Below are 20,846 nucleotides of genomic sequence, written 5' to 3' on the forward strand. Positions count from 1 at the left end.
AAAACCCGAGGGGATGAGTTGTCATGCAAGCCGAATTGATTGTCGATGCTCGCAACGCAGTCGGTGAATGCCCGGTCTGGGTCCCCGAGGAAAACGCCCTGTATTGGGTTGATATTCCGGCCGGCGGACTTCAGCGCTGGAGCGCCGAAACCGGCCATGTTCACGCCTGGACAGCACCGGAAATGCTCGCCTGCATTGCACGTCACAGCAACGGCGGCTGGGTTGCCGGGATGCAAAGCGGGTTCTTTCATCTGCATCCGCATAACGATGGCAGCCTCGACAGCAACCTCCTGGCTCGGGTCGAACACGCCCGCACCGATATGCGCCTGAACGATGGTCGCTGCGATCGTCAGGGGCGTTTCTGGGCCGGCAGCATGGTGCTGAACATGGGCGCTAAAGCTGCCGAAGGCACGTTTTATCGCTACAGCGCCGGTCAACGCGGGCCGCTCGAGGCGCAACTCAGCGGGTTTATCGTGCCCAACGGCCTGGGTTTCAGCCCCGACGGGCGGACGATGTACCTGTCTGACTCTCATCCCCTGGTCCAGCAAATCTGGGCCTTTGACTACGACATCGACAGCGGCACACCGTCCAACCGGCGGCTGTTTGTCGACATGCATCAACTCCCTGGTCGTCCCGATGGCGCAGCGGTCGATGCCGAAGGCGGCTACTGGATTTGTGCTAATGACGCCGGGCTGATTCACCGCTTCACTCCCGACGGCCGACTGGACCGTTCCCTCGCCGTACCGGTGAAAAAACCGAGCATGTGCGCCTTCGGCGGCAGTCGCCTGGACACATTGTTCGTGACCTCGATCCGCCCCGGTGACGACCATGACGAACAGTCGCTGGCCGGCGGTGTGTTCGCCCTCAATCCCGGGGTGAAAGGTTTGCCGGAGCCGAAGGTAATATGACGCCAACGCTGCTTGAACTCGAAGACGAATTCACCCATCTCACCCTCGCCCCGGAACTCGGTGGCAGCATCGTCAACTGGAGCGTGCGCGGCACGGGTTTGCCGCTGTTGCGCCACAGCGATGCTCACGCGCTGAACACCGGTCTGCCGGGAAAACTCGGGTGTTTTCCCTTGGCACCGTGGTCGAACCGCATTGCCGAAGGCGGCTTTGAATGCCCCGATGGCTGGCTGGCGCTGACACCCAACAGCCTCACCGATCCCCTGCCGATTCACGGCAGCGCCTGGCAACAGCCGTGGCAGGTGGTTTCGCAGACGCGCGATGAAGTCGTCCTGCAACTCGACAGCACCACGCCATTCGCCTATCGCGCCCGGCAACGATTCCATCTGCGCGAAGGCAAGCTGAGCATTGATCTTAAGGTCACCCATCTGGCCGAAAGCCCTGCCTGGCATGGGCTCGGCTTGCATCCTTACTTTCCGCGTACCACGGGCACCCAGTTGCAGGCGCAAGCCCGGCACGTCTGGTTGTGTGACGGGACAAAACTGCCGACACACCTCAGTGCGTTGCCGGCCGAATGGGATTTCCAGTCGCTCAAGGCGCTGCCCGACACATTGGTCGACAACGGCTTCTGCGAATGGGACGGCCACTGCCTGATCCGCCAGCCAGCGCTGGGCTATGAGCTGGAATGCCGCGCCACCGGCAGCGATTACTTCCTGCTCTACTGCCCGGTGGGCCTGGATTTTTTCTGTATCGAACCGGTGAGCCACCCGGTCAACGCGCATCACCTGCCCGGTCGACCGGGGTTGCGATTGCTGGAGCAAGGCGAGTCAGCCGAGCTCGGTTTCAGCCTGCACTATCGCTACCCCAGCAACTGACTCAGCACCGCACGCAACTTGCCGGGTTTCACCGGTTTGTTCAGCAGCGGTGCATCGAGTCTCTGCAATGAGCGCCGACACTGGTCCGTGCGGTCTGCGGTGATGATGACCGCCGGAATCACCTGGCGGTAATGCTCGCGCAAATGCCTGACCACATCACAACCCACCACCCCGTGATCGAGGTGGTAGTCCGCCAGAATCAGTTCCGGCGGTCGCCCCTGCAAAGCGGCCAGTGCGGAAAATTCATCCGTGGCCGTGACCACCTCGCAGCCCCACTGCCCAAGCAGCGCGCTCATGCTTTCGAGGATGCTCACTTCATTGTCCAGTACCAGCAAACGTCGGCCCGGCAATGGATTGCCGTTGCCTGGTTGTGGTGCCGCCAGACTGATCGGCAGCGGAATTTCATGGGAAATCGGCACGTCGATGCTGAACATCGAACCGCGCCCCGGCAACGAATGAACCCCGACTTTATAGCCGAGGATCTTGGCAATCCGTTCAACGATGGCCAGCCCCAGGCCCACACCCTTGCGGTCGGCGGCGCGTCCGACGTCCAGTTGGTTGAACTCGAGGAAGATCGAATCCAGTCGGTCCGCCGCGATCCCGCGCCCGGTGTCCCAGACTTCCAGGCGCAGCATTTCACCCCGGCGTCTGGCACCCAGCAGGATGCTGCCGTCGTCGGTGTAGCGGCAGGCGTTGCTGAGGAAGTTGCGCAGGATCCGCGTCATCAGGCGCAAGTCGGTGCTGATGGCGTAATCGCCCATGTGCACCCGCAAGTTCAACCCTGCGGCTTCGGCCACTGACTGGAACTCCGACACCAGCGGCGCGAGCAATTCGTCGAGACGGTACAGCGCAATGTCCGGTTTGACCGCCGCCTGATCGAGCCGGGAAATATCCAGCAAATCGGTGAGCAAATCCTCCGCCCCTTCCAGCGCTTGATGCGTACGCTCCACCAGCAGCTGTTCGACGTCGGGAAGCTTGCGTTCGCGCAAGGTGGAGATCAGCAAACGCGCGGCATTGAGCGGTTGCAGCAGGTCATGACTGGCGGCGGCGAGGTATTTGTCCTTGCTGCGGTTGGCGGCCTCGGCGGCGTCCCGGGCATCGCGCAAGGCTTGGGCGATCTGTTTACGCTGGGTGATCTGCTGTTGCAGGTTGCGGTTGGCTTCCAGCAACTCGTCGGTGCGCGCGGTGACGCGCTGCTCCAGTTCGTCGTTGAGTTGCTGCAGGCGCTGCTGGGCGAGTTTGCGTTCGGTGATGTCGGCGACAAAACCCTCCACCAGCCCTTCCTGATCGGGCTTGAGCAACAGGTTCATCAGCACGTCGAGGCTGCTGCCATCCTTGCGCCGCAATTGGGTTTCGTAGCCGAGCAGGCTGCGCTCGCGCTTGAGCAGTTCACCGATGTTTTCCAGTTCTTGAGCGCCGCCGACAAACAGGTTGCTCGCCAGATCAGCCAGCGAGAACAGCACTTCCTGAGGGTCCTGATAGCCGAGCATCCGCGCCAGGGCCGGGTTGGCGGCACGCATGCCTTCCAGGAGGCTTGCCTGAAAGATTCCGTGGACCGCATTTTCGAACAGCCATTTATAACGATTGCGCTCGGCTTCCAGCTCGTCGAGGCGCGCGGCCAGTTCCGGGTAATGGCTCTTGCGCGCCGAGTGGCTGCCTAATCCCAGTAACCCCGCCAGCGCCCGTTGCTGTTCGTCAGAGGGCTTCGCCATAGACGACCTCGACATCACGCTGACTGGACTCGCGCGGGTTGGTCAAGATGCACGGGTCGTGCATGGCGTGTTGTGACAGGAACGGAATGTCCGCAGTGCTGACCCCGTGCAATCCCAGGGTTTCGTGGAAGCCGATCGCATGTTTCAGAGCGATCAGATGTTCGACCAGACGCCCGCAAATCTGCCGGTGATTCAAGCCCCGGCAATCGATGCCAAAGGTCTCGGCGATCACCTTGAAGCGTTCCGGTGCCGAGTTGTAGTTGAACGCCACCACGTGTTCCACCAACACCGCGTTGCACAGTCCATGAGGCAAGTCGAGAAAGCCACCGAGGCTGTGGGACATGGCGTGCACCGCACCGAGGATCGCGTTGGAGAACGCCAGCCCGGCCTGCATGCTGCCGAGCATGATTTTCTCGCGCAGGGCGATGTCGTTCGGATTGGCGATCATCTGCACCAGGTTGCCGTTGATCAGGCGCATCGCCTCCAGCGCATGGGGATCGGTCAACGGCCCGTGACCGGTTGACACAAACGCTTCGATGGCATGCACCAACGCATCGATGCCGGTACAGGCCGACAGGAACGGGTCCATGCTCAACGTGGTTTCCGGGTCGATCAACGACACGTCCGGGACCACCGCCTTACTGACGATGGAGAACTTCATGCGTTCTTGCTGGTTGGAGATGATCACGAATTGCGAGACATCGGCCGAGGTGCCGGCGGTGGTTGGAATCAGGATCAGCGGCGGGCTGGGGATACGGATGGTGTCCACGCCTTCGAATTCGAGGATGCTGCGTCCATGGGCGACGACAATGCCGATGCCTTTGCCGCAATCCATCGGGCTGCCGCCACCGACGGCCACGATGACATCGCAATGGTTTTCCCGGTACAGATCGGCGCCGAGCATCACTTCTTCGACCCGCGGGTTGGGCGAGACCGCGCTGTACAGGAAATACTCGATGCCCTGGGCTTGCAGGCTGGCCTCGACATCGGCGACCCAACCGGCGGCAATCACACCGGGATCGCTGACCAGCAGCACCTTGCGGGCACCAAAGGTTTTGGCGCAATTGCCGACGTTGTGCCGGCAGCCTGCACCAAAGATGATTTCAGGCGAAACGAATTTACGCAGCTGACTGAGACTCTGGCTCATTGGAAAGCCTGTTTTTATTGTTTTGGAAGGTAATGTCCACACTAAAGCATCCGGCTGTGAATGCAATCAGACCAATGGGTAGCAGGCTGGGTGTACTCAAATCTTGTATCCACCGCAGATCAACTGTGGGAGCGGCGGTGCGACGATTCGACTTGCTCGCGAAAGCGGTGGGTCAATCGACATCAATGTTGAATGTAATGCCGCCTTCGCGAGCAAGCCCGCTCCCACAGGGGATTTGTGTCGTTTGATTCATCCGCGGTAGATCAGTCGCGAAGCCTTCTCGTTACGCAACGTCAGGTGTTCCATGCCCAGCCCCGGTGCCTCGGCTTCCTCGCGGGCCTTGAGAATCACACCGTGGTGCGGGGATTTGCTGCACACCGGGTCCGCGTTGGCGGCGTCGCCGGTCAGCATGAATGCCTGGCAGCGGCAGCCGCCCAGGTCCTTGTGCTTTTCATCGCAGGAGCGGCACGGCTCTTTCATCCAGTCATCGCCACGAAAGCGATTGAAACCGAAAGAATCAGTCCAGATATGCTCGATGCTGTGCTCGCGCACATTGGGGAACTGCACCGGCAACTGGCGGGCGCTGTGGCAAGGCAACGCCGTGCCGTCGGGGGTGATGTCGAGAAACAGATTGGCCCAGCCGTTCATGCAGGTCTTGGGGCGTTCTTCGTAGTAATCCGGGGTGACGAAGATCAGCTTGCACGGGTGGCCCTGCGCTTCAAGACGCTCGCGATATGAGTGGGTGATGCGCTCGGCACGCTGCAATTGTTCGCGCGTGGGTAACAGGCCGACGCGGTTGAGCTCGGCCCAGCCGTAGAACTGGCACGTCGCCAACTCGACGAAATCCGCTTCCAGTTCCAGGCACAAGTCGATGATCTGCGCGATCTGGTCGATGTTGTGGCGATGGGTGACGAAGTTCAGCACCATCGGGTAGCCCTGGGCCTTTACCGCCCGGGCCATCGCGAGTTTCTGGGCGAAGGCCTTGCGCGAGCCGGCGAGCATGTTGTTCACCGCTTCGTCGGCGGCCTGGAAGCTGATCTGGATATGGTCCAGCCCCGCGACCTTGAAATCGCGGACTTTCTGCTCGGTCAGGCCGATGCCCGAGGTGATCAGGTTGGTGTAGTAACCCATGTCCCGGGCGGCCTTGATCAGCTCGGCCAAGTCCTGACGAACCAACGGTTCACCGCCGGAAAAGCCCAGTTGCGCAGCGCCCATCTCCCTGGCTTCGCGGAACACCCGGATCCACTCTTCGGTGTCCAACTCTTCGCCTGATTGGGCAAAGTCCAGCGGGTTGGAGCAATACGGGCATTGCAGCGGGCAACGATAGGTCAGCTCCGCCAACAGCCACAGCGGCGGGCCCGGAGGCGAGTCACTCGATCCAGAATTGAGCATGGGCCACCTCCAGAAACGCCAGCACATCTTCGTCGATCCCCGGTACGCCGGGGAAATTCGCAGACAGTCGATCAATGATCGCCGCGACACTGCGCTGGCCGTCCACCAGATCGAGGATCTGCCCGGCACTGTCGTTAAGTTTGATCATGCCTTCGGGGTATAGCAGCACGTGACAGTCCTGACGAGGTTCCCATTGCAGGCGAAAACCCTGACGCAGCGACGGTGATTGCTCGCGGTTGATCAGGCTCACAGGGCAATCCCCCGGTGCCAGACGTTCTCGGTGGTGACGGTGTGATACGGCGGGCGCTCCAGCTCGTAGGCCATGCTCATGGCGTCGAGCATGCTCCACAGCACGTCGAGCTTGAATTGCAGGATTTCCAGCATGCGTTGCTGGCCTTCGACCGTGACGTAATGCGCGAGGGTGATGCGCAAACCATGCTCGACATCCCGTCGCGCCTGACTCAGGCGAGTCCGGAAATAGTCGTAACCGCCGACGTCGATCCACGGGTAATGGGCCGGCCAGGCATCGAGCCGGGATTGGTGGATCTGTGGCGCAAACAGTTCGGTCAGCGAACTGCTGGCGGCTTCCTGCCAACAGGCGCGACGGGCGAAATTGACGTAGGCGTCCACGGCGAAACGGACACCGGGCAGCACCAATTCCTGTGAGAGGATTTGCTCGCGATCCAGCCCCACCGCTTCGCCCAGCCGCAGCCAGGCTTCGATCCCGCCTTCGCTGCCGGGCACGCCGTCGTGATCGAGGATTCGTTGTAACCATTCCCGGCGCACGTCGCGGTCCGGGCAGTTGGCGAGAATCGCGGCGTCCTTCAGGGGGATGCTCACCTGATAGTAGAAGCGATTGGCGACCCAGCCCTGAATCTGCTCACGACTGGAGCGCCCGCCGTACATGGCTTGGTGGAATGGATGGTGGATGTGGTAATAGGCGCCTTTGGCGCGCAGGGCCGCTTCGAATTCGGCGGGGGACATTGGGGTGTCAGTCATTGCGGTTCTCCGGGGAATCTGCGGTGTCTGCTCTGGCGCCTTCGCGAGCAAGCCCGCTCCCACATTGGTTCTCTGTTGTTCACACATTTTGTGTCCAGTGGAGATCCCCTGTGGGAGCGGGCTTGCTCGCGAAGGGGCCCTCCGCTATAGCTCAATACTCATGCCGTCAAACGCCACTTCAATCCCGCGCCGCTCCAGCAGCGCCCGCTCGGCCGAGTCTTCATCGAGGATCGGGTTGGTGTTGTTGATGTGGATCAGCACCTTGCGCTGGCGGGTGAAGCCTTCAAGGATTTCGAGCATGCCGCCAGGGCCGCTTTGCGACAGGTGACCCATTTCACTGCCCAGGTTCTGGCCGACTTCGCAGACTCGCATCTCGTCGTCGCGCCACAAGGTGCCGTCCAGCAACAGGCAATCGGCGCGTTGCATCCAGCTCAGAACCTCGTCGTCGACCTGTCCCAGGCCCGGCGCGTAGAACAGCGAAGCGCCGCTGCGCCGATCTTCGATAAACAAGCCGATGGTGTCGCCCGGCTGCGGATTGCCGCGATTGGGCGAATACGGCGGTGCGTTGCTGACCAAGGGGATCGCGCGAAATCGCAGATGTGCGCAAGCGGCGATGCTGAACGGCTCGCGGTCGAGCCCGACCGGTTGCCACTGCAACCCGCCGTTCCAGTGTTTGAGCATGGTGAACAACGGGAAGCCGCTGCTCAGGTCTTCATGGACCCGTTCGGTGCACCAGACCGAATGAGGGCAGCCTTCGCGCAGACTCAACAGGCCGGTGCAGTGGTCGATCTGGCTGTCCAGCAGGACGACGCCGGCAATCGCAGTATCCCGCACCCGGCGCGCCGGTTGCAGCGGCGCGAAACTCTCAAGTTGCGCGCGAATGTCCGGTGAAGCATTGCACAGCACCCAATCCACACCGTTGTCGCTCAGGGCAATCGAGGACTGGGTGCGCCGTTGGGCCCGCAGGCTGCCATTGCGCATCGCGGCGCACTGGCGGCAGTTGCAATTCCATTGCGGAAAACCACCGCCAGCGGCGGATCCGAGAACGCGAATGTGCATGGGCAATGCTCCAGAAGGCAGGCCCGGCCAACGTAACGGCTGGCCGGGTGAACAATCAGCGGTTGGCGAAATACATCGTCACTTCGAAGCCAATGCGCAGATCGGTAAACGCGGGTTTAGTCCACATGGGTCAATCCTCTTCTTATGCCGGACGATTCCGGTAAAGCCATTAATGCACGGGGCGCCAGGCACCCGAATGCTACTTTCGAAGGAGGTGGCGGCGTGCATTGGTAGGGGGTGGTGCGCGGTTTTTCAGTACACACAAAACCAATGTGGGAGCGAGCTTGCTCGCGATGAGGGCAGCACATTCAACATTGATGTTGACTGTCAGACCGCTATCGCGAGCAAGCTCGCTCCCACAGGTTCTTCAGTGTGCTTACGGGGTTAGAAAAACCCCATCGGATTGATGTCGTAGCTCACCAGCAGGTTTTTGGTCTGCTGATAGTGGTCGAGCATCATCTTGTGGTTTTCACGGCCGACACCGGATTTCTTGTAGCCACCGAACGCGGCATGAGCCGGGTACAGGTGGTAGCAGTTGGTCCAGACACGCCCGGCCTTGATCGCCCGGCCCATGCGGTAGGCACGGTTGATGTCGCGGGTCCACAGACCGGCGCCGAGGCCGAACTCGCTGTCGTTGGCAATCGCCAGGGCTTCGGCTTCGTCCTTGAAGGTGGTGATACCCACCACCGGGCCGAAGATTTCTTCCTGGAACACGCGCATTTTGTTGTGGCCCTTGAGCAGGGTCGGCTGGATGTAATAACCCGTCGACAAGTCGCCCTCAAGACGTTCGGCCGCGCCGCCGGTGAGCAGCTCGGCGCCCTCCTCCTGGGCGATTTTCAGGTACGAGAGGATCTTGTCGTATTGCTGCTCGGACGCCTGGGCGCCGACCATGGTTTCAGTGTCCAGCGGGTTGCCGCGCTTGATTTTGACGATCTTCTTCATCACCACTTTCATGAAGTCGTCGTAGATCGACTCCTGCACCAGCGCTCGCGATGGACAGGTGCAGACTTCGCCCTGGTTGAAGAACGCCAGCACCAGACCTTCGGCGGCCTTCTCGATGAACTGCGGCTCGGCTTGCATGATGTCTTCGAAGAAAATGTTCGGCGACTTGCCGCCCAGTTCGACAGTGCTCGGAATGATGTTCTCGGCCGCGCATTTCATGATGTGCGCGCCAATCGGGGTGGAACCGGTGAAGGCGATCTTGGCAATGCGCTTGCTGGTGGCCAACGCCTCACCCGCTTCGCGACCGAAGCCCTGAACGATGTTCAGCACGCCGGCCGGCAGCAAATCGGCGATCAGCTCGGCGAAGACCATGATCGACAGCGGCGTCTGCTCGGCGGGTTTGAGTACCACGCAGTTACCGGCGGCCAGGGCCGGGGCGAGTTTCCAGGCGGCCATCAGCAGCGGGAAGTTCCACGGAATGATCTGCCCGACCACGCCCAGCGGCTCGTGGAAGTGATAGGCGGTGGTCAGCTCGTTGATCTCGGCGGCACCGCCCTCTTGAGCGCGGATGCAACCGGCGAAGTAACGGAAATGGTCGGCGGCCAGTGGCACGTCGGCGTTGAGGGTCTCGCGCACGGCTTTGCCGTTGTCCCAGGTTTCGGTGACGGCGAGGATTTCCAGGTTCTGTTCGATGCGGTCAGCGATTTTCAGCAGCACCAGGGAGCGGTCCTGCGCCGAGGTCTTGCCCCAGGCATCGGCGGCGGCATGCGCTGCGTCGAGGGCTTTTTCGATGTCGGCGGCGCTGGAACGAGGGAATTCGGCGATCACTTCACCGGTGACCGGCGAAGAGTTGGTGAAGTACTCACCATTGACCGGGGCGACGAACTCGCCGCCGATGAAATTGCCGTAGCGCGGTTTAAACGTAACGACGGCGCCAGGTGTACCAGGTTGTGCGTAGATCATGGTGGGCCTCTGTCTGGGTCGATGCCTGTCGGGCAAACAGGCGATGAATCGATAGTAGAGAGCCCTGCGCGTCAGACGAATGCGCCGTTGGCAGGAGGACTCTCGTTATTTGGTAGTAGATTTGCCCACATCTCCATGTGGCAAATCCTCCCTGTGGGAGCGGGCTTGCTCGCGAAGGCGGTGTGTCAGTCAACCGATGTGTTGAATGTGACGCCGCTATCGCGAGCAAGCCCGCTCCCACAGGGGTTATGCGGTGGACTCAGAGTTAGTGCTTGGCCACTACAAGGTCTTTTGGCAGTTTGAACGTCCAGAGCATGCCGCCCTGGTTGAAGTCCTTGATGCGCTTGGCCACTTCGCCGCCCCACAGCGGAACAGCACCGCCCCAACCGGACAGCACCGAGACGTACTGTTCGCCGTCCATTTCCCACGTCACAGGCGAGCCGAGTACGCCGGAGCCGGTCTGGAATTCCCAGACTTTCTCGCCGGTCTTGGCATTGAACGCCTGCAGGAAACCTTCCGGCGTGCCGGTGAACACCAGGTTGCCCTTGGTGGTCAGCACGCCGCCCCACAGCGGCGCGTAGTTCTTGTGGCGCCAGACTTCCTTGCCGGTTTTCGGGTCGATGGCGCGCAGCACGCCGATGTAGTCTTCATTCAACGGTTTGATGGTGAAACCGGCACCGAGGAACGCCGCGCCTTTTTTGTAGGCGATGCCTTCGTTCCAGATGTCCATGCCCCATTCGTTGGACGGCACGTAGAACAGCCCGGTGTCCTTGTTGTAGGCCATCGGCATCCAGTTTTTCGCGCCGAGGAACGCTGGAGCTACGAACACCGAACTGCCTTTGGCTTCGGTGCCGGGCGCGCCTGGGCGACTGGCTTCGTTGTAGATCGGTCGGCCCTCTTTATCCAGGCCGGTGGCCCAGGTGATCTTGTCCACGAACGGGAAGCCGCGAATGAATTTGCCGTTGGTGCGGTCCAGCACGTAGAAGAAACCGTTACGGTCAGCGGTCGCGGCGGCTTTGATCTCTTTGCCGCCTTCGGTGTAGTTGAACGAGACCAGCTCGTTCACGCCGTCATAGTCCCAGCCGTCGTGAGGTGTGCTCTGGAAGTGCCATTTGATGGTGCCGTCATCCGGATTGAGCGCCAGGCGCGACGAGGAGTAGAGGTTGTCGCCAGGGCGCAGGTGCGAGTTCCACGGTGCCGGGTTGCCGGTGCCGAACAGCAGCAGATTGGTTTCAGGGTCGTAGTAGCCGCCTAGCCAAGGGGCGGCGCCGCCGGTTTTCCAGAGGTCGCCGGGCCAGGTTTTGCCGGCTTCACCGCCGGAGATGCCGTTCTCTACAGCTTTGCCGTCCTTGTAGGTGTAGCCCATGTGGCCTTCGACGGTGGGACGGGTCCACAGCAGGTCGCCGTTTTTCGGGTCGTAGGCTTCGATTTTGCCGACCACCCCGAACTCGCCACCGGCGACACCGGTGATCAGTTTGCCGTTGATCACCAACGGCGCGGCACTGATCGAATAGCCTTCCTTGTGGTCGGCAACTTTCTTGCTCCAGACGACCTTGCCGGTGTCTTTGTTCAGGGCCACGAGCTTGGCGTCGAGGGTGCCGAAAATCACCAGGTCGCCGTACAGCGCGACACCACGGTTGATCACGTCGCAGCAAGGGCGGATGTCATCGGGCAGACGCGCATCGTATTGCCAGAGCTTCTTGCCGGTACGCGCATCCACCGCAAACACCCGCGAGTAAGAACCGGTCATGTACATCACGCCGTCCTTGATCATCGGCTGTGCTTGCTGACCGCGTTGTTTTTCACCGCCGAAGGAGAACGCCCAGACCGGCCGCAAGTCCTTCACGTTGTTGACGTTGAGCGTGTCCAGCGGGCTGTAGCGCTGACCCTGGACGCCCAGACCGTTGGTGACGATCTGCTCCGGGTTCTTGGGGTCCTGGAGAATGTCTTGATCGGTGACGCCGGCCAGCGCGGTGCCGGACAACAGCATGGCACTGAGCAGCACGCTCAAGACGAAGGGTTGGCGACGTGCGGGTTGGGTCATGACGGCTACCTCTGCAGTTTTTGTTATACCCGGGAAATTTTCCCGGTCTGGTGCAGATTCTTGGGCGCCGCCGCCCTTGGAACAATTGCCCGCAGTGCTGAGATTGCTAGTTCCTTAGTACCGGGTCGGAGGAGATGAACACCGAATTTCATGATCGACACACACCCCCTGTGGGAGCGGGCTTGCTCGCGAAGGCGGTGTGTCAGTTGACATTGATGTTGCCTGACACGCCGCCTTCGCGAGCAAGCCCGCTCCCACATGGGTTCTCTGCGTGTCACTTTCCTGCGGCGGAATCGACTCGGGTCATTTGGCCGCGCTCGTAACGCGGGTACAGATGGCTGACGCTGCGGATCAGCTCGTAACGGCTCAGAGTGATCCCGGCAAACCGCTCGGGAATGGGGCTGCGGATCATCTCGGCCATATCACTGCCATTGGCGGCGCCATCGCGCATCAACTGGTCGAGCCAGCCGAGGTAGTCACGCATTTGCTCGAACGGCTGTCGATCGCTGGCCACCGGTCCATGACCGGGGACGATCAGCGTCCACGGCAAGCCTTGAAGCGTGGCGATGTCCGCCAGCCACACTGCCAACCCCGGACTGTTGGGCGTGGTCAGCGCCCGTTGATAAAACACCAGATCCCCGGCAAACAACACGCCGGTTTTCTGGTCGAGAATAGCCAGATCCGCGCCAGTGTGCCCACCCAGGCCCAGCAGACGTAGATCGTGATCCCCAAAATTTCGCACGCCGGGCGCCAGCGTTTCAGTCGGCAACACCACTTCGGTGCCGCGCATCCAGTCACCCACCAGTCGATACATGTTCTCGGCCATGGCATCGCCCTGCTGATGCAACAGCTCGGTGGTGCCGGCCAGCGCGCCGATCGGCACGTCAGTGAAGGCCTGGTTGCCGAGCACATGATCAGGATTATGATGGGTCAGCAACACCTCAATCACCGGTTTGTCGGTGGTCGCGGCAATGGCCTTGCGCATCGCTTCGCCGTAGCGTTTCGACGGCCCGGTGTCGATCACCACCACACCCTGCTTGGTGACGATGAACGCGGTATTGACGATGTTGCCGCCATTGGCCTTGGCGAAATTGTCGGTGTTGCCTTCCAGCAGCCAGGTGTCTTCGGCGATCTGCCGGGGTTTGAGTGAGTACTCGAGGTCGGCCAGGGCCGGCAGGCTCAGGCTCATAAACAACAGCAGCATCCAGCGCATCACGCGCTCCTTTGGGTCAGGGTATGGCCGCATCGAATTGATTGCCGCTGTTGTCCCGCAGCATCAGGCGCGTCTGCCCTGCCCCTTCGATGTCGAAGGCCAGGTTGGGGTTTTCGCTGACGGCGGGAAACAGCTCCAGACGGGCCAGCAGTTGATCGTGCTGATCCCGCAGTTCGGCATGGTTGATGAAGAATTCCGGGATGCCGCTGACCATGCCGTTGTCCATCGGATGCGCCACCTGCAAGCGCACACGGCTGAATTCGCCACGGGGATAACGACCGCCCAGCACTTCGCCAATGTGCTCTTCCCAGCCCGGCTGAGTGCGCACCACACTCGGCGCCGTGCAACCGCCGCCGGCCGCATCGATCAGGGTCGAGCCGACATGCCAGACCCCATCGCGGGTCAGTACCGCCGCGCGCAACGGCGTGGCCTGTTCAATACGGATGCGGATCGACAGCCACGGCAGCACCCGGTCCAGCGGCTGGAAATCGACAATTTTCGGCAACGGGTTGAGTTCAGCCCAGGCGAGGATTTTCACCACCTCGCCCTTGAACGCTCGCGCGTCGATTTCCAACGGCACTTGCCGGGCGTCTTCGGCGAACGGCGGCGCCAGCAGCTTGACCCGCTCGTCGAACACGAACGGCGCATCGCCAAGCATCTGCTTGTGATAGAAGGCCCACATCACCGACGGCACCGGGTCTTTGCCCGGGTCGATGTCCACGGCGTGCGCGGCGATGGGTAACCAACAGGCCAACAGACAACCCGCTCGCCAGTTCACTATTGATACATCTCGGGCACGTCATAGCGCAGGCCGTAATGGCCATAAATGGTTTTGACCGAGCCCTCGCGGATCAAGGCTTCCAGCGCCTCTTCCACGGCATAGGCCAGTTGACGGTTGCTTTCATGCACCGCCATGCCGATCTCCCAAAGTTGCTTGCCCATGTTCGGGTAGGCGTTTTCCGCCAGCGCCACTTGCGGGTCCGCCGCTTCATGCACTTGCCAGTCGATCTCGCCGCGCATGGCCATGACCGCGTCGACTTCACCGGCCTTCATGGCCGCGAACGCTTGAGGTACACCGGAATAGTGATGCGTTTTGGCGGCGAGCATGCCGCTGAACACCGAGGTCAGGTAGAACGACGGCACGCTGTCGACTTCGACGCCGATCGGGTGGTGCTCGAACACCGCGACGCTGCCCACCGACTCCAGCCGGCGGCGGTCATAGGCGACCTGCCATTGTTCGTTCTGGTACGGCCCGAACATCACCACATGGCCGTTTTCCAGCTCACCCAGTTCATTGCGCTTCTGCGCGTAATCGCGATCGTATGGCACGCGCATCATCAGGTCGGCCAGTTGCAGATCGTGCAACTGACTGGCACGCCAGATGTAATCGCGCAGGTCGTCGTCGAGCTTCTCGCCGGCCGGCGCCCAAATCAACGTCAGCCTCACGCCGAGAGCATTGGCCAAGGCCTGGGCGAGTTCGACATCAACGCCACGGGCCTGGCCGGCGTCTTCAAAACTGTAGGGGGCGAAGTCCTTGTAGACCGCCACTTTCAGCTCCCCGGCGGCGATCATTTCGTCATAGGTACGGACCTGCGCCTGCACTGCCTGGCAGCACAGCAACACAGCGCTGATCAACACAGCGAGCAGGCGCATGGGTTACTCCTCGACGTGAACGCTGTCCAGATAGGTGCGTACCGCCCACAAGGCTTCCTGGCTCAGGTAGTCGGCCATCTTCGGCATGTAGACCCGGCCATCACGCACGGCGCCGTGGCGCACGCGTTCGACGAACCACTCATCTCCGGCATCAGCGACATCGAGCATGCGCAAATCGGGGGCGATGCCGCCGGATTTGGCTTCCAGGCCATGACAGGCCGCACAGTTCTGGTTGTACGCCGAGGAGCCGATTTCCAGGGCCTTATCGTGTTCCGGCGAAGTGCGGTATGGGTTCACCGATGCCCAACCATCGGCATCGACCTTGACGCCTGCGTCCTTGATCGGGGTCAGGCCCGGGGTTTCCACCGCTTGCGGCACCACATTGCCGTGGGCCCAGACGGAACCTGCGCTGATAAATCCGGCCAGCAGTCCGGCAACGAGTAAGGCGTTGCGTTTTGTTTTCATTGTTATGCCCTCTTGATTGCACGCAAAACCTCTTTGAAGAGGCTATGGCACCCATCTTAGGAAGGGCTCCGCGCAAGCCCCATGCTGCTTTGGTGTTCGCCGTCTAGTCCCTTGGTAGTAGGGCTTGTGGCGCACACCCGGGTACGCTTCCGGCGCCTTTACTACCTTGGTACTGACTCACTGGTACTTTCTGCATATTTCCTTCTGCCTCACAGCGTTCCTATGCTGGCGCTACCTGTAATGGAGTGCCCTATGCGCCAGCTTGCCCCTTACGCCCTGATCTACCTGTTGGCGATTGCCTGCGCCGCCGGGCTGGCGCCCCAGAGCCAGGCCGCCGACGCGCCGTTGCAGGTGCAGATCGGCTACCTGGGCTATCGCCCCGACCCGGGCCCGTTGCTGTCGAACGTCATTCCCGAGCCGGTCGATGCCGGGCTGCGTGGCGCCGAACTGGCGATCACTGATAGCAACAGCACCGGGCGTTTTCTCAACCAGAGCTACAGCCTGATCAGCGCCAACGTCGACAATCCCGATGCCCTGGTCGAAGCGGCCAAGGCTCAACATGAACAAGGTCTGCGCCTGTTTGTCGTCAATGCACCGGCCGCCAGCCTGCGCCAACTCAGCGCCGTGCTGCCCGACAGCTTGCTGTTCAACGCCGGCAGCCCCGACGACAGCCTGCGCACCACCGACTGCCTGTCGAACGTGCTGCACAGCCTGCCAAGTCGGGCGATGCTCGCCGATGCGCTGGCGCAATTTCTGGTGGTGCGCAAATGGCAGCGGGCGCTGCTGATCGTCGGCCCAACCCCGGACGATCAAGCCTATGCGGCCGCCCTGCGCCGAGCCGCCAAACGCTTCGGACTGAAACTGGTCGCGGAAAAAGCCTGGAGTTTCGACAACGATCAGCGCCGTAGCGCCCAGGCCGACATGCCGCTGTTCACCCAGACCGCCGAGTACGACGTGGTGCTGGTGGCGGATGAACGCGGTGATTTCGGCGAATACGTGCCCTACCAGACCTGGTACCCACGGCCGGTCGCCGGCACGCAGGGGCTGACCCCGGTGGGCTGGCACAAAACCGTGGAAACCTACGGCGCCGCCCAGTTGCAGAAGCGCTTTGAAGCGCTGACCGGGCGCTGGATGAATGACCGCGATTTCGCCGCGTGGATCGCCGTGCGCAGCATCGCCAGTGCGGTGAGCAAACTGCGTCAGGTCGATCCGATGGCGATCCGTACGCTTGAAATCAGCGATCAATTGCCGCTGGACGGTTTCAAGGGTCGCAAGCTCAGCTATCGACCGTGGAACGGCCAGTTGCGTCAGCCGATCCCCATTGTGCAACCCCGGGCGTTGGTCAGCACTTCGCCCCAGGACGGTTTCCTGCACCCGTCCAACGAAATGGACAGCCTGGGCTACGACAAACCCGAAGTGACCTGTCGCTTTCCCTAATCCAACTTTCCACAAGAACGACAACAAAAAGGAATCCACCATGCGCCGCAGCCTGCTCTGCCGCTCCCAATTTTTCTGGGCCCTGCTGCTCGCCGCCGGGCATGCCGCGGCCAGCACCGCCTGGGTCTCCAACGAAAAGGACAACAGCCTCAGCCTGATTGACCTGCAGACCCTGCAAGTCACCGACACCCTGCCCGTCGGCCAGCGCCCCCGCGGTCTGCTGCTGTCCCACGACAATAAGCTGCTGTACATCTGCGCCAGCGACTCGGACCGGGTCCAGGTGATGGACGTTGCCACGCGCAAAATCATCAAAGAGCTGCCCTCGGGCAAAGACCCTGAGCAGTTCGCCCTGCACCCCAACAATCGCTGGCTGTACGTTTCCAACGAAGACGATGCGCTGGTGACGGTGATCGACACCGAAACCTCCAAGGTGCTGAGCCAGATCAACGTCGGCGTCGAACCCGAAGGCATGGCCGTCAGCCCCGACGGCAAGTGGGCGGTGAACACCAGCGAAACCACCAACATGCTGCACTGGATCGACACCAGCACCCAGACCCTGGCCGACAGCACGCTGGTGGATCAGCGGCCGCGCTTCGTCGAGTTCACGCCGGATGGATCGAAGCTCTGGGCCTCGGCGGAAATCGGCGGCACGGTGACCATTCTCGACGTCGCCACCCGCAAGATCCTCAAGACCCTGACCTTCCAGATCAAGGGCGTGCACCCGGATAAGGTTCAACCGGTGGGCATCAAACTCAGCGCCGACGGCAAGTACGGTTTCGTCGCCCTCGGCCCGGCCAATCATGTGGCGGTGATCGACGCCAAGACATTCGAGATTCTTGATTATCTGTTGGTCGGGCGACGGGTCTGGCAGATGTCGTTTACCCCGGATCAAAAGCAATTGCTGGCCACCAATGGCGTCAGCGGCGACGTGTCGGTGATCGATGTCGACAGCCTCAAGGTCACCCAATCGATCAAGGTCGGGCGTTATCCGTGGGGCGTGGTGGTGACCCCATGAACGCACTCGAAGTCAGCGAGCTGAGTTTCGCTTATGGTGCGAAAGAGGCGTTGCGCCAGGTGAGTTTCAGCCTGGCACCCGGCCGTTTTGCTGCATTGCTGGGGCCGAACGGCGCGGGCAAATCGACGCTGATTGCCCTGCTCACTCGACTCTACGACGTGCAGCGCGGTGACATCCGCGTTGGCGGCTGTTCACTGCGCAACGCGGCGCGTCCGGCGCTCAAGCAATTGGGTGTGGTGTTTCAGCAAAGCACATTGGATCTGGACCTCAGCGTCGAGCAGAACCTGCGCTATCACGCCGCACTGCATGGGATGTCCCGACGTCAGACCAGCCTGCAGGTCGACGCCGAACTGGCACGTCAGGCCTTGACCGAACGCCGTCGCGAGCGGGTTCGCGAACTCAATGGCGGCCACCGTCGCCGGGTGGAAATCGCCCGCGCGTTGCTGCATGAACCGCGCCTGCTGCTGCTCGACGAGGCCAGCGTCGGCCTCGACCCGGCCAGTCGGCTGGCGCTCAATCAGCACATCCGCAGTTTGTGCCGCGAGCAGAACATCAGCGTGCTCTGGACCACCCATTTGCTGGATGAAGTGCAGCCCAGCGACGACTTGTTGATCCTTCATCAGGGCCGATTGGTCGCCAGCGGACAAGCCGACGCCCTGAGCCTGGAACACGGCGGCGACCTTGGTTCGGCCTTCACTCGACTGACGACTTCAGGAGCCGCCCAATGAATGCCTACTGGCAATGTTTCAGCGGAATCGTGCTACGCGAATGGCTGCGTTTTGTGTTGCAGCGCACGCGGTTTCTCAGTGCGCTGGTGCGGCCGTTGTTGTGGCTGCTGGTGTTCGCCGCCGGTTTTCGCGCGGCACTCGGGATCGCGATCATCGAGCCCTATGACACCTACATTCCCTACGAGGTCTACATCATCCCTGGTCTTGCCTGCATGATCCTGCTGTTCAACGGCATGCAAGGTTCGCTGTCGATGGTCTACGACCGGGAAATGGGCAGCATGCGCGTGCTGCTGACCAGCCCTCTGCCCCGTACTTTCCTGCTGTGCAGCAAACTGTTGGCCACCTCGTTGATCTCGCTGTTGCAGGTCTACGCCTTTCTGGCGATTGCCTGGGTGTACGGCGTGCAGCCACCGGCCATGGGGCTGTTGATCGCGTTACCGGCATTGCTGCTGGTGGCTTTGATGCTCAGCGCGTTGGGCCTGTTGCTGTCGAACGCGATCCGTCAGCTGGAGAACTTTGCCGGGGTGATGAATTTCGTGATCTTCCCGCTGTTTTTCCTGTCGTCGGCGCTGTATCCGGTGTGGAAAATGCGCGAGTCCAGCGAGTGGTTGTACTGGTTGTGCGCGTTGAACCCGTTCACCCATGCGGTGGAACTGGTGCGGTTTGCCCTGTATGAACGCTTCAATCCGTTGGCGCTGGCGGTGTGCGTGGGGCTGACGCTGGTATTCGCCCTGCTCGCCGTGTTCACCTTTAACCCGCAACACGCCGCCCTGCGCAAAACCAACTGACAACACAGATCCAATGTGGGAGCGGGCTTGCTCGCGAATGCGGCTTCACATTCAACATTTACGTTGACTGACACACCGCCTTCGCGAGCAAGCCCGCTCCCACATAAAGCAACCAGCGATCAGGTGAAATTACTACTTTAGTACTGGTTTCCCTGTCTATCGTCGCATTCCAATCGCACCGAGACTGGCATGTAATAGGTTCATAACTATAAGGATTGAACCCCATGCCGCGTGCCCGACGTCGTCTGCTACGCCCTTCTCTCGTTGCGCTGTCGCTGAGCCTGTTACTGGGCGCCGCGCAGGCCGAAACACCGCTGTTCTCCACCGACGGCTATCGCATCGGCCTGTACCGCAGCCCGACCCCGAATCAAGTCCAGGGCGCCGGCATCATCGATACCGCGGCCCTGCAGACCCTGCTGACCCAGACACCGCGTCCGGTGCTGATCGACGTCTACCGCCGCCAGTGGTTGCAAGGACGTTTCATCGAGGACCAGCCCCACGAAAACCTCCCCGGCAGCCATTGGCTGGCCAATACCGGCGACGGTGACCTGACGCCCGACTGGCAGGACTATTTTGCGCGTAAGCTGAACTCATTGACCGCAGGTGATCTCGCGCAACCGCTGGTCTTTTACTGCCGCTCCGATTGTTGGCTGAGCTGGAACGCCGTGAAGCGCGCCGCCGCCATGGGCTATAAGACTCTGTATTGGTATCGCGACGGTCTGGACGCCTGGCAGGCCGCCAACCTGCCCGTAACGCCCGCCCAGCCCGAGCCCTTCCCCTGACCTTATGCGTGCGAGTTGTTGCCACACCCTAATCAAAATAATGAGGTGAAAGGCTATGTACAAAATTCTGATTGCCGACGATCACCCGCTGTTTCGCGAAGCCATACATAACGTCATCAGCGATGGCTTTCCGGGCAGCGAGGTGATGGAAACCGCCGACCTGGACAGCGCCTTGGTGCTGACACAGGAACACGACGACCTGGACCTGATCCTGCTTGACCTGAACATGCCCGGCATGCACGGCCTCAACGGCCTGATCAACCTGCGCAACGAGGCGCCGACCATTCCGGTGGTGATCGTCTCGGCCGAACAGGACAAACAAGTCGTGCTGCAAGCCATCACTTATGGCGCGGTGGGTTTCATCACCAAATCCTCGCCAAGGGTGCAGATGACCGAGGCCATCCAGCAGATCCTTAACGGTAATGTCTACTTGCCGCCGGACATCATCCGCACGCAAAAATGCGGTACAAGGCGCATGAACGATGCCCCGAGCTTCCCACCTGAACTGCTCCAGGCCTTGACCCGCAAGCAGTTGCTGGTGCTCGAACGCATGACCAAGGGCGAGTCGAACAAACAGATCGCCTACACCCTGGAAATCGCCGAAACCACGGTCAAGGCCCACGTCTCGGCAATCCTGCGCAAACTCAATGTGCACAATCGGGTGCAGGCGATTTTGAGTGCCGGGGATATTGATTTCGGGTCTTACTTACGGCGTTGAGACCGAGTC

General features: G+C 61.3%; 21 protein-coding genes. 8 read left to right on the plus strand and 13 right to left on the minus strand.

What is annotated here, in order from left to right:
- Window positions 1–23 precede the first annotated feature (23 nt).
- Entirely contained in the window at window positions 24–908 is an 885-nt protein-coding gene (locus CUN63_RS30470) for an SMP-30/gluconolactonase/LRE family protein (RefSeq protein WP_129444846.1), read from the plus strand.
- The gene (locus CUN63_RS30475; protein WP_129444847.1) at window positions 905–1,780 is read left to right on the plus strand and encodes an aldose 1-epimerase; all 876 of its coding nucleotides are present in this window, start codon (window positions 905–907) and stop codon (window positions 1,778–1,780) included. The genes CUN63_RS30470 and CUN63_RS30475 overlap by 4 nt, the downstream gene beginning before the upstream one ends.
- Here the strand turns inward: CUN63_RS30475 and CUN63_RS30480 are convergent.
- The 13 genes from CUN63_RS30480 to pedF form a co-directional block, all read right to left on the minus strand.
- The gene (locus CUN63_RS30480; RefSeq protein ID WP_129444848.1) at window positions 1,765–3,492 is read right to left on the minus strand and encodes a NahK/ErcS family hybrid sensor histidine kinase/response regulator; all 1,728 of its coding nucleotides are present in this window, start codon (window positions 3,490–3,492) and stop codon (window positions 1,765–1,767) included. The genes CUN63_RS30475 and CUN63_RS30480 overlap by 16 nt on opposite strands.
- Window positions 3,476–4,639, minus strand: a complete 1,164-nt coding sequence (gene ercA, locus CUN63_RS30485; protein WP_129444849.1) for an alcohol dehydrogenase-like regulatory protein ErcA — start codon at window positions 4,637–4,639, stop codon at window positions 3,476–3,478. The genes CUN63_RS30480 and ercA overlap by 17 nt, the downstream gene beginning before the upstream one ends.
- Window positions 4,640–4,888: 249 nt before the next feature.
- A complete protein-coding gene (gene pqqE, locus CUN63_RS30490; RefSeq protein ID WP_129444850.1) occupies window positions 4,889–6,031 on the minus strand; it encodes a pyrroloquinoline quinone biosynthesis protein PqqE in 1,143 nt (380 codons plus the stop codon).
- Window positions 6,009–6,281, minus strand: a complete 273-nt coding sequence (gene pqqD, locus CUN63_RS30495; RefSeq protein ID WP_129444851.1) for a pyrroloquinoline quinone biosynthesis peptide chaperone PqqD — start codon at window positions 6,279–6,281, stop codon at window positions 6,009–6,011. The genes pqqE and pqqD overlap by 23 nt, the downstream gene beginning before the upstream one ends.
- Complete coding sequence (pqqC, locus tag CUN63_RS30500; RefSeq protein ID WP_129444852.1) at window positions 6,278–7,030, minus strand: pyrroloquinoline-quinone synthase PqqC; 753 nt, start codon at window positions 7,028–7,030, stop codon at window positions 6,278–6,280. Before pqqC ends, pqqD begins: the two co-directional genes overlap by 4 nt.
- Before the next feature lie 144 nt (window positions 7,031–7,174).
- Window positions 7,175–8,089 carry a pyrroloquinoline quinone biosynthesis protein PqqB gene (pqqB, locus tag CUN63_RS30505; RefSeq protein ID WP_129444853.1) on the minus strand — a complete coding sequence of 305 codons (915 nt, stop codon included), beginning with the start codon at window positions 8,087–8,089 and terminating at the stop codon, window positions 7,175–7,177.
- A gap of 55 nt (window positions 8,090–8,144) precedes the next feature.
- The gene (pqqA, locus tag CUN63_RS30510) at window positions 8,145–8,216 is read right to left on the minus strand and encodes a pyrroloquinoline quinone precursor peptide PqqA (RefSeq protein WP_003253598.1); all 72 of its coding nucleotides are present in this window, start codon (window positions 8,214–8,216) and stop codon (window positions 8,145–8,147) included.
- Between the two features lie 257 nt (window positions 8,217–8,473).
- A complete protein-coding gene (locus CUN63_RS30515; RefSeq protein WP_129444854.1) occupies window positions 8,474–9,994 on the minus strand; it encodes an aldehyde dehydrogenase family protein in 1,521 nt (506 codons plus the stop codon).
- A 265-nt stretch (window positions 9,995–10,259) separates the two neighbouring features.
- On the minus strand, window positions 10,260–12,038 hold the full coding sequence (locus CUN63_RS30525; RefSeq protein WP_129444855.1) for a PQQ-dependent methanol/ethanol family dehydrogenase: 1,779 nt from the start codon (window positions 12,036–12,038) through the stop codon (window positions 10,260–10,262).
- A gap of 274 nt (window positions 12,039–12,312) precedes the next feature.
- Window positions 12,313–13,251, minus strand: a complete 939-nt coding sequence (locus CUN63_RS30530; protein WP_129444856.1) for a quinoprotein relay system zinc metallohydrolase 1 — start codon at window positions 13,249–13,251, stop codon at window positions 12,313–12,315.
- 16 nt (window positions 13,252–13,267) lie between these two features.
- A complete protein-coding gene (locus CUN63_RS30535; RefSeq protein ID WP_129444857.1) occupies window positions 13,268–14,029 on the minus strand; it encodes a quinoprotein dehydrogenase-associated SoxYZ-like carrier in 762 nt (253 codons plus the stop codon).
- Window positions 14,029–14,904: an ABC transporter substrate-binding protein gene (locus CUN63_RS30540; protein WP_129444858.1), complete on the minus strand. Its 876-nt coding sequence runs from the start codon at window positions 14,902–14,904 to the stop codon at window positions 14,029–14,031. The genes CUN63_RS30535 and CUN63_RS30540 overlap by 1 nt, the downstream gene beginning before the upstream one ends.
- A 3-nt stretch (window positions 14,905–14,907) precedes the next feature.
- The gene (gene pedF, locus CUN63_RS30545; RefSeq protein WP_129444859.1) at window positions 14,908–15,369 is read right to left on the minus strand and encodes a cytochrome c-550 PedF; all 462 of its coding nucleotides are present in this window, start codon (window positions 15,367–15,369) and stop codon (window positions 14,908–14,910) included.
- A gap of 252 nt (window positions 15,370–15,621) precedes the next feature.
- Between pedF and CUN63_RS30550 the strand changes: the two genes are divergently transcribed.
- From CUN63_RS30550 to CUN63_RS30575, 6 genes are all read left to right on the plus strand, one after another.
- On the plus strand, window positions 15,622–16,806 hold the full coding sequence (locus CUN63_RS30550) for an ABC transporter substrate-binding protein (RefSeq protein WP_129444860.1): 1,185 nt from the start codon (window positions 15,622–15,624) through the stop codon (window positions 16,804–16,806).
- A gap of 40 nt (window positions 16,807–16,846) precedes the next feature.
- Complete coding sequence (locus CUN63_RS30555) at window positions 16,847–17,821, plus strand: YVTN family beta-propeller repeat protein (protein ID WP_129444861.1); 975 nt, start codon at window positions 16,847–16,849, stop codon at window positions 17,819–17,821.
- Window positions 17,818–18,549, plus strand: a complete 732-nt coding sequence (locus CUN63_RS30560) for an ABC transporter ATP-binding protein (RefSeq protein ID WP_129444862.1) — start codon at window positions 17,818–17,820, stop codon at window positions 18,547–18,549. Before CUN63_RS30555 ends, CUN63_RS30560 begins: the two co-directional genes overlap by 4 nt.
- A complete protein-coding gene (locus tag CUN63_RS30565) occupies window positions 18,546–19,337 on the plus strand; it encodes an ABC transporter permease (protein WP_129444863.1) in 792 nt (263 codons plus the stop codon). The genes CUN63_RS30560 and CUN63_RS30565 overlap by 4 nt, the downstream gene beginning before the upstream one ends.
- 224 nt (window positions 19,338–19,561) lie before the next feature.
- Entirely contained in the window at window positions 19,562–20,119 is a 558-nt protein-coding gene (locus CUN63_RS30570) for a PQQ-dependent catabolism-associated CXXCW motif protein (RefSeq protein ID WP_129444864.1), read from the plus strand.
- Between the two features lie 55 nt (window positions 20,120–20,174).
- Entirely contained in the window at window positions 20,175–20,837 is a 663-nt protein-coding gene (locus CUN63_RS30575) for a response regulator transcription factor (RefSeq protein WP_008149733.1), read from the plus strand.
- The last annotated feature ends 9 nt before the right edge of the window (window positions 20,838–20,846 follow it).

Origin of the sequence: Pseudomonas sp. ACM7, assembly GCF_004136015.1 — a bacterium.
Taxonomy (GTDB): Bacteria; Pseudomonadota; Gammaproteobacteria; order Pseudomonadales; family Pseudomonadaceae; genus Aquipseudomonas; species Aquipseudomonas frigoris.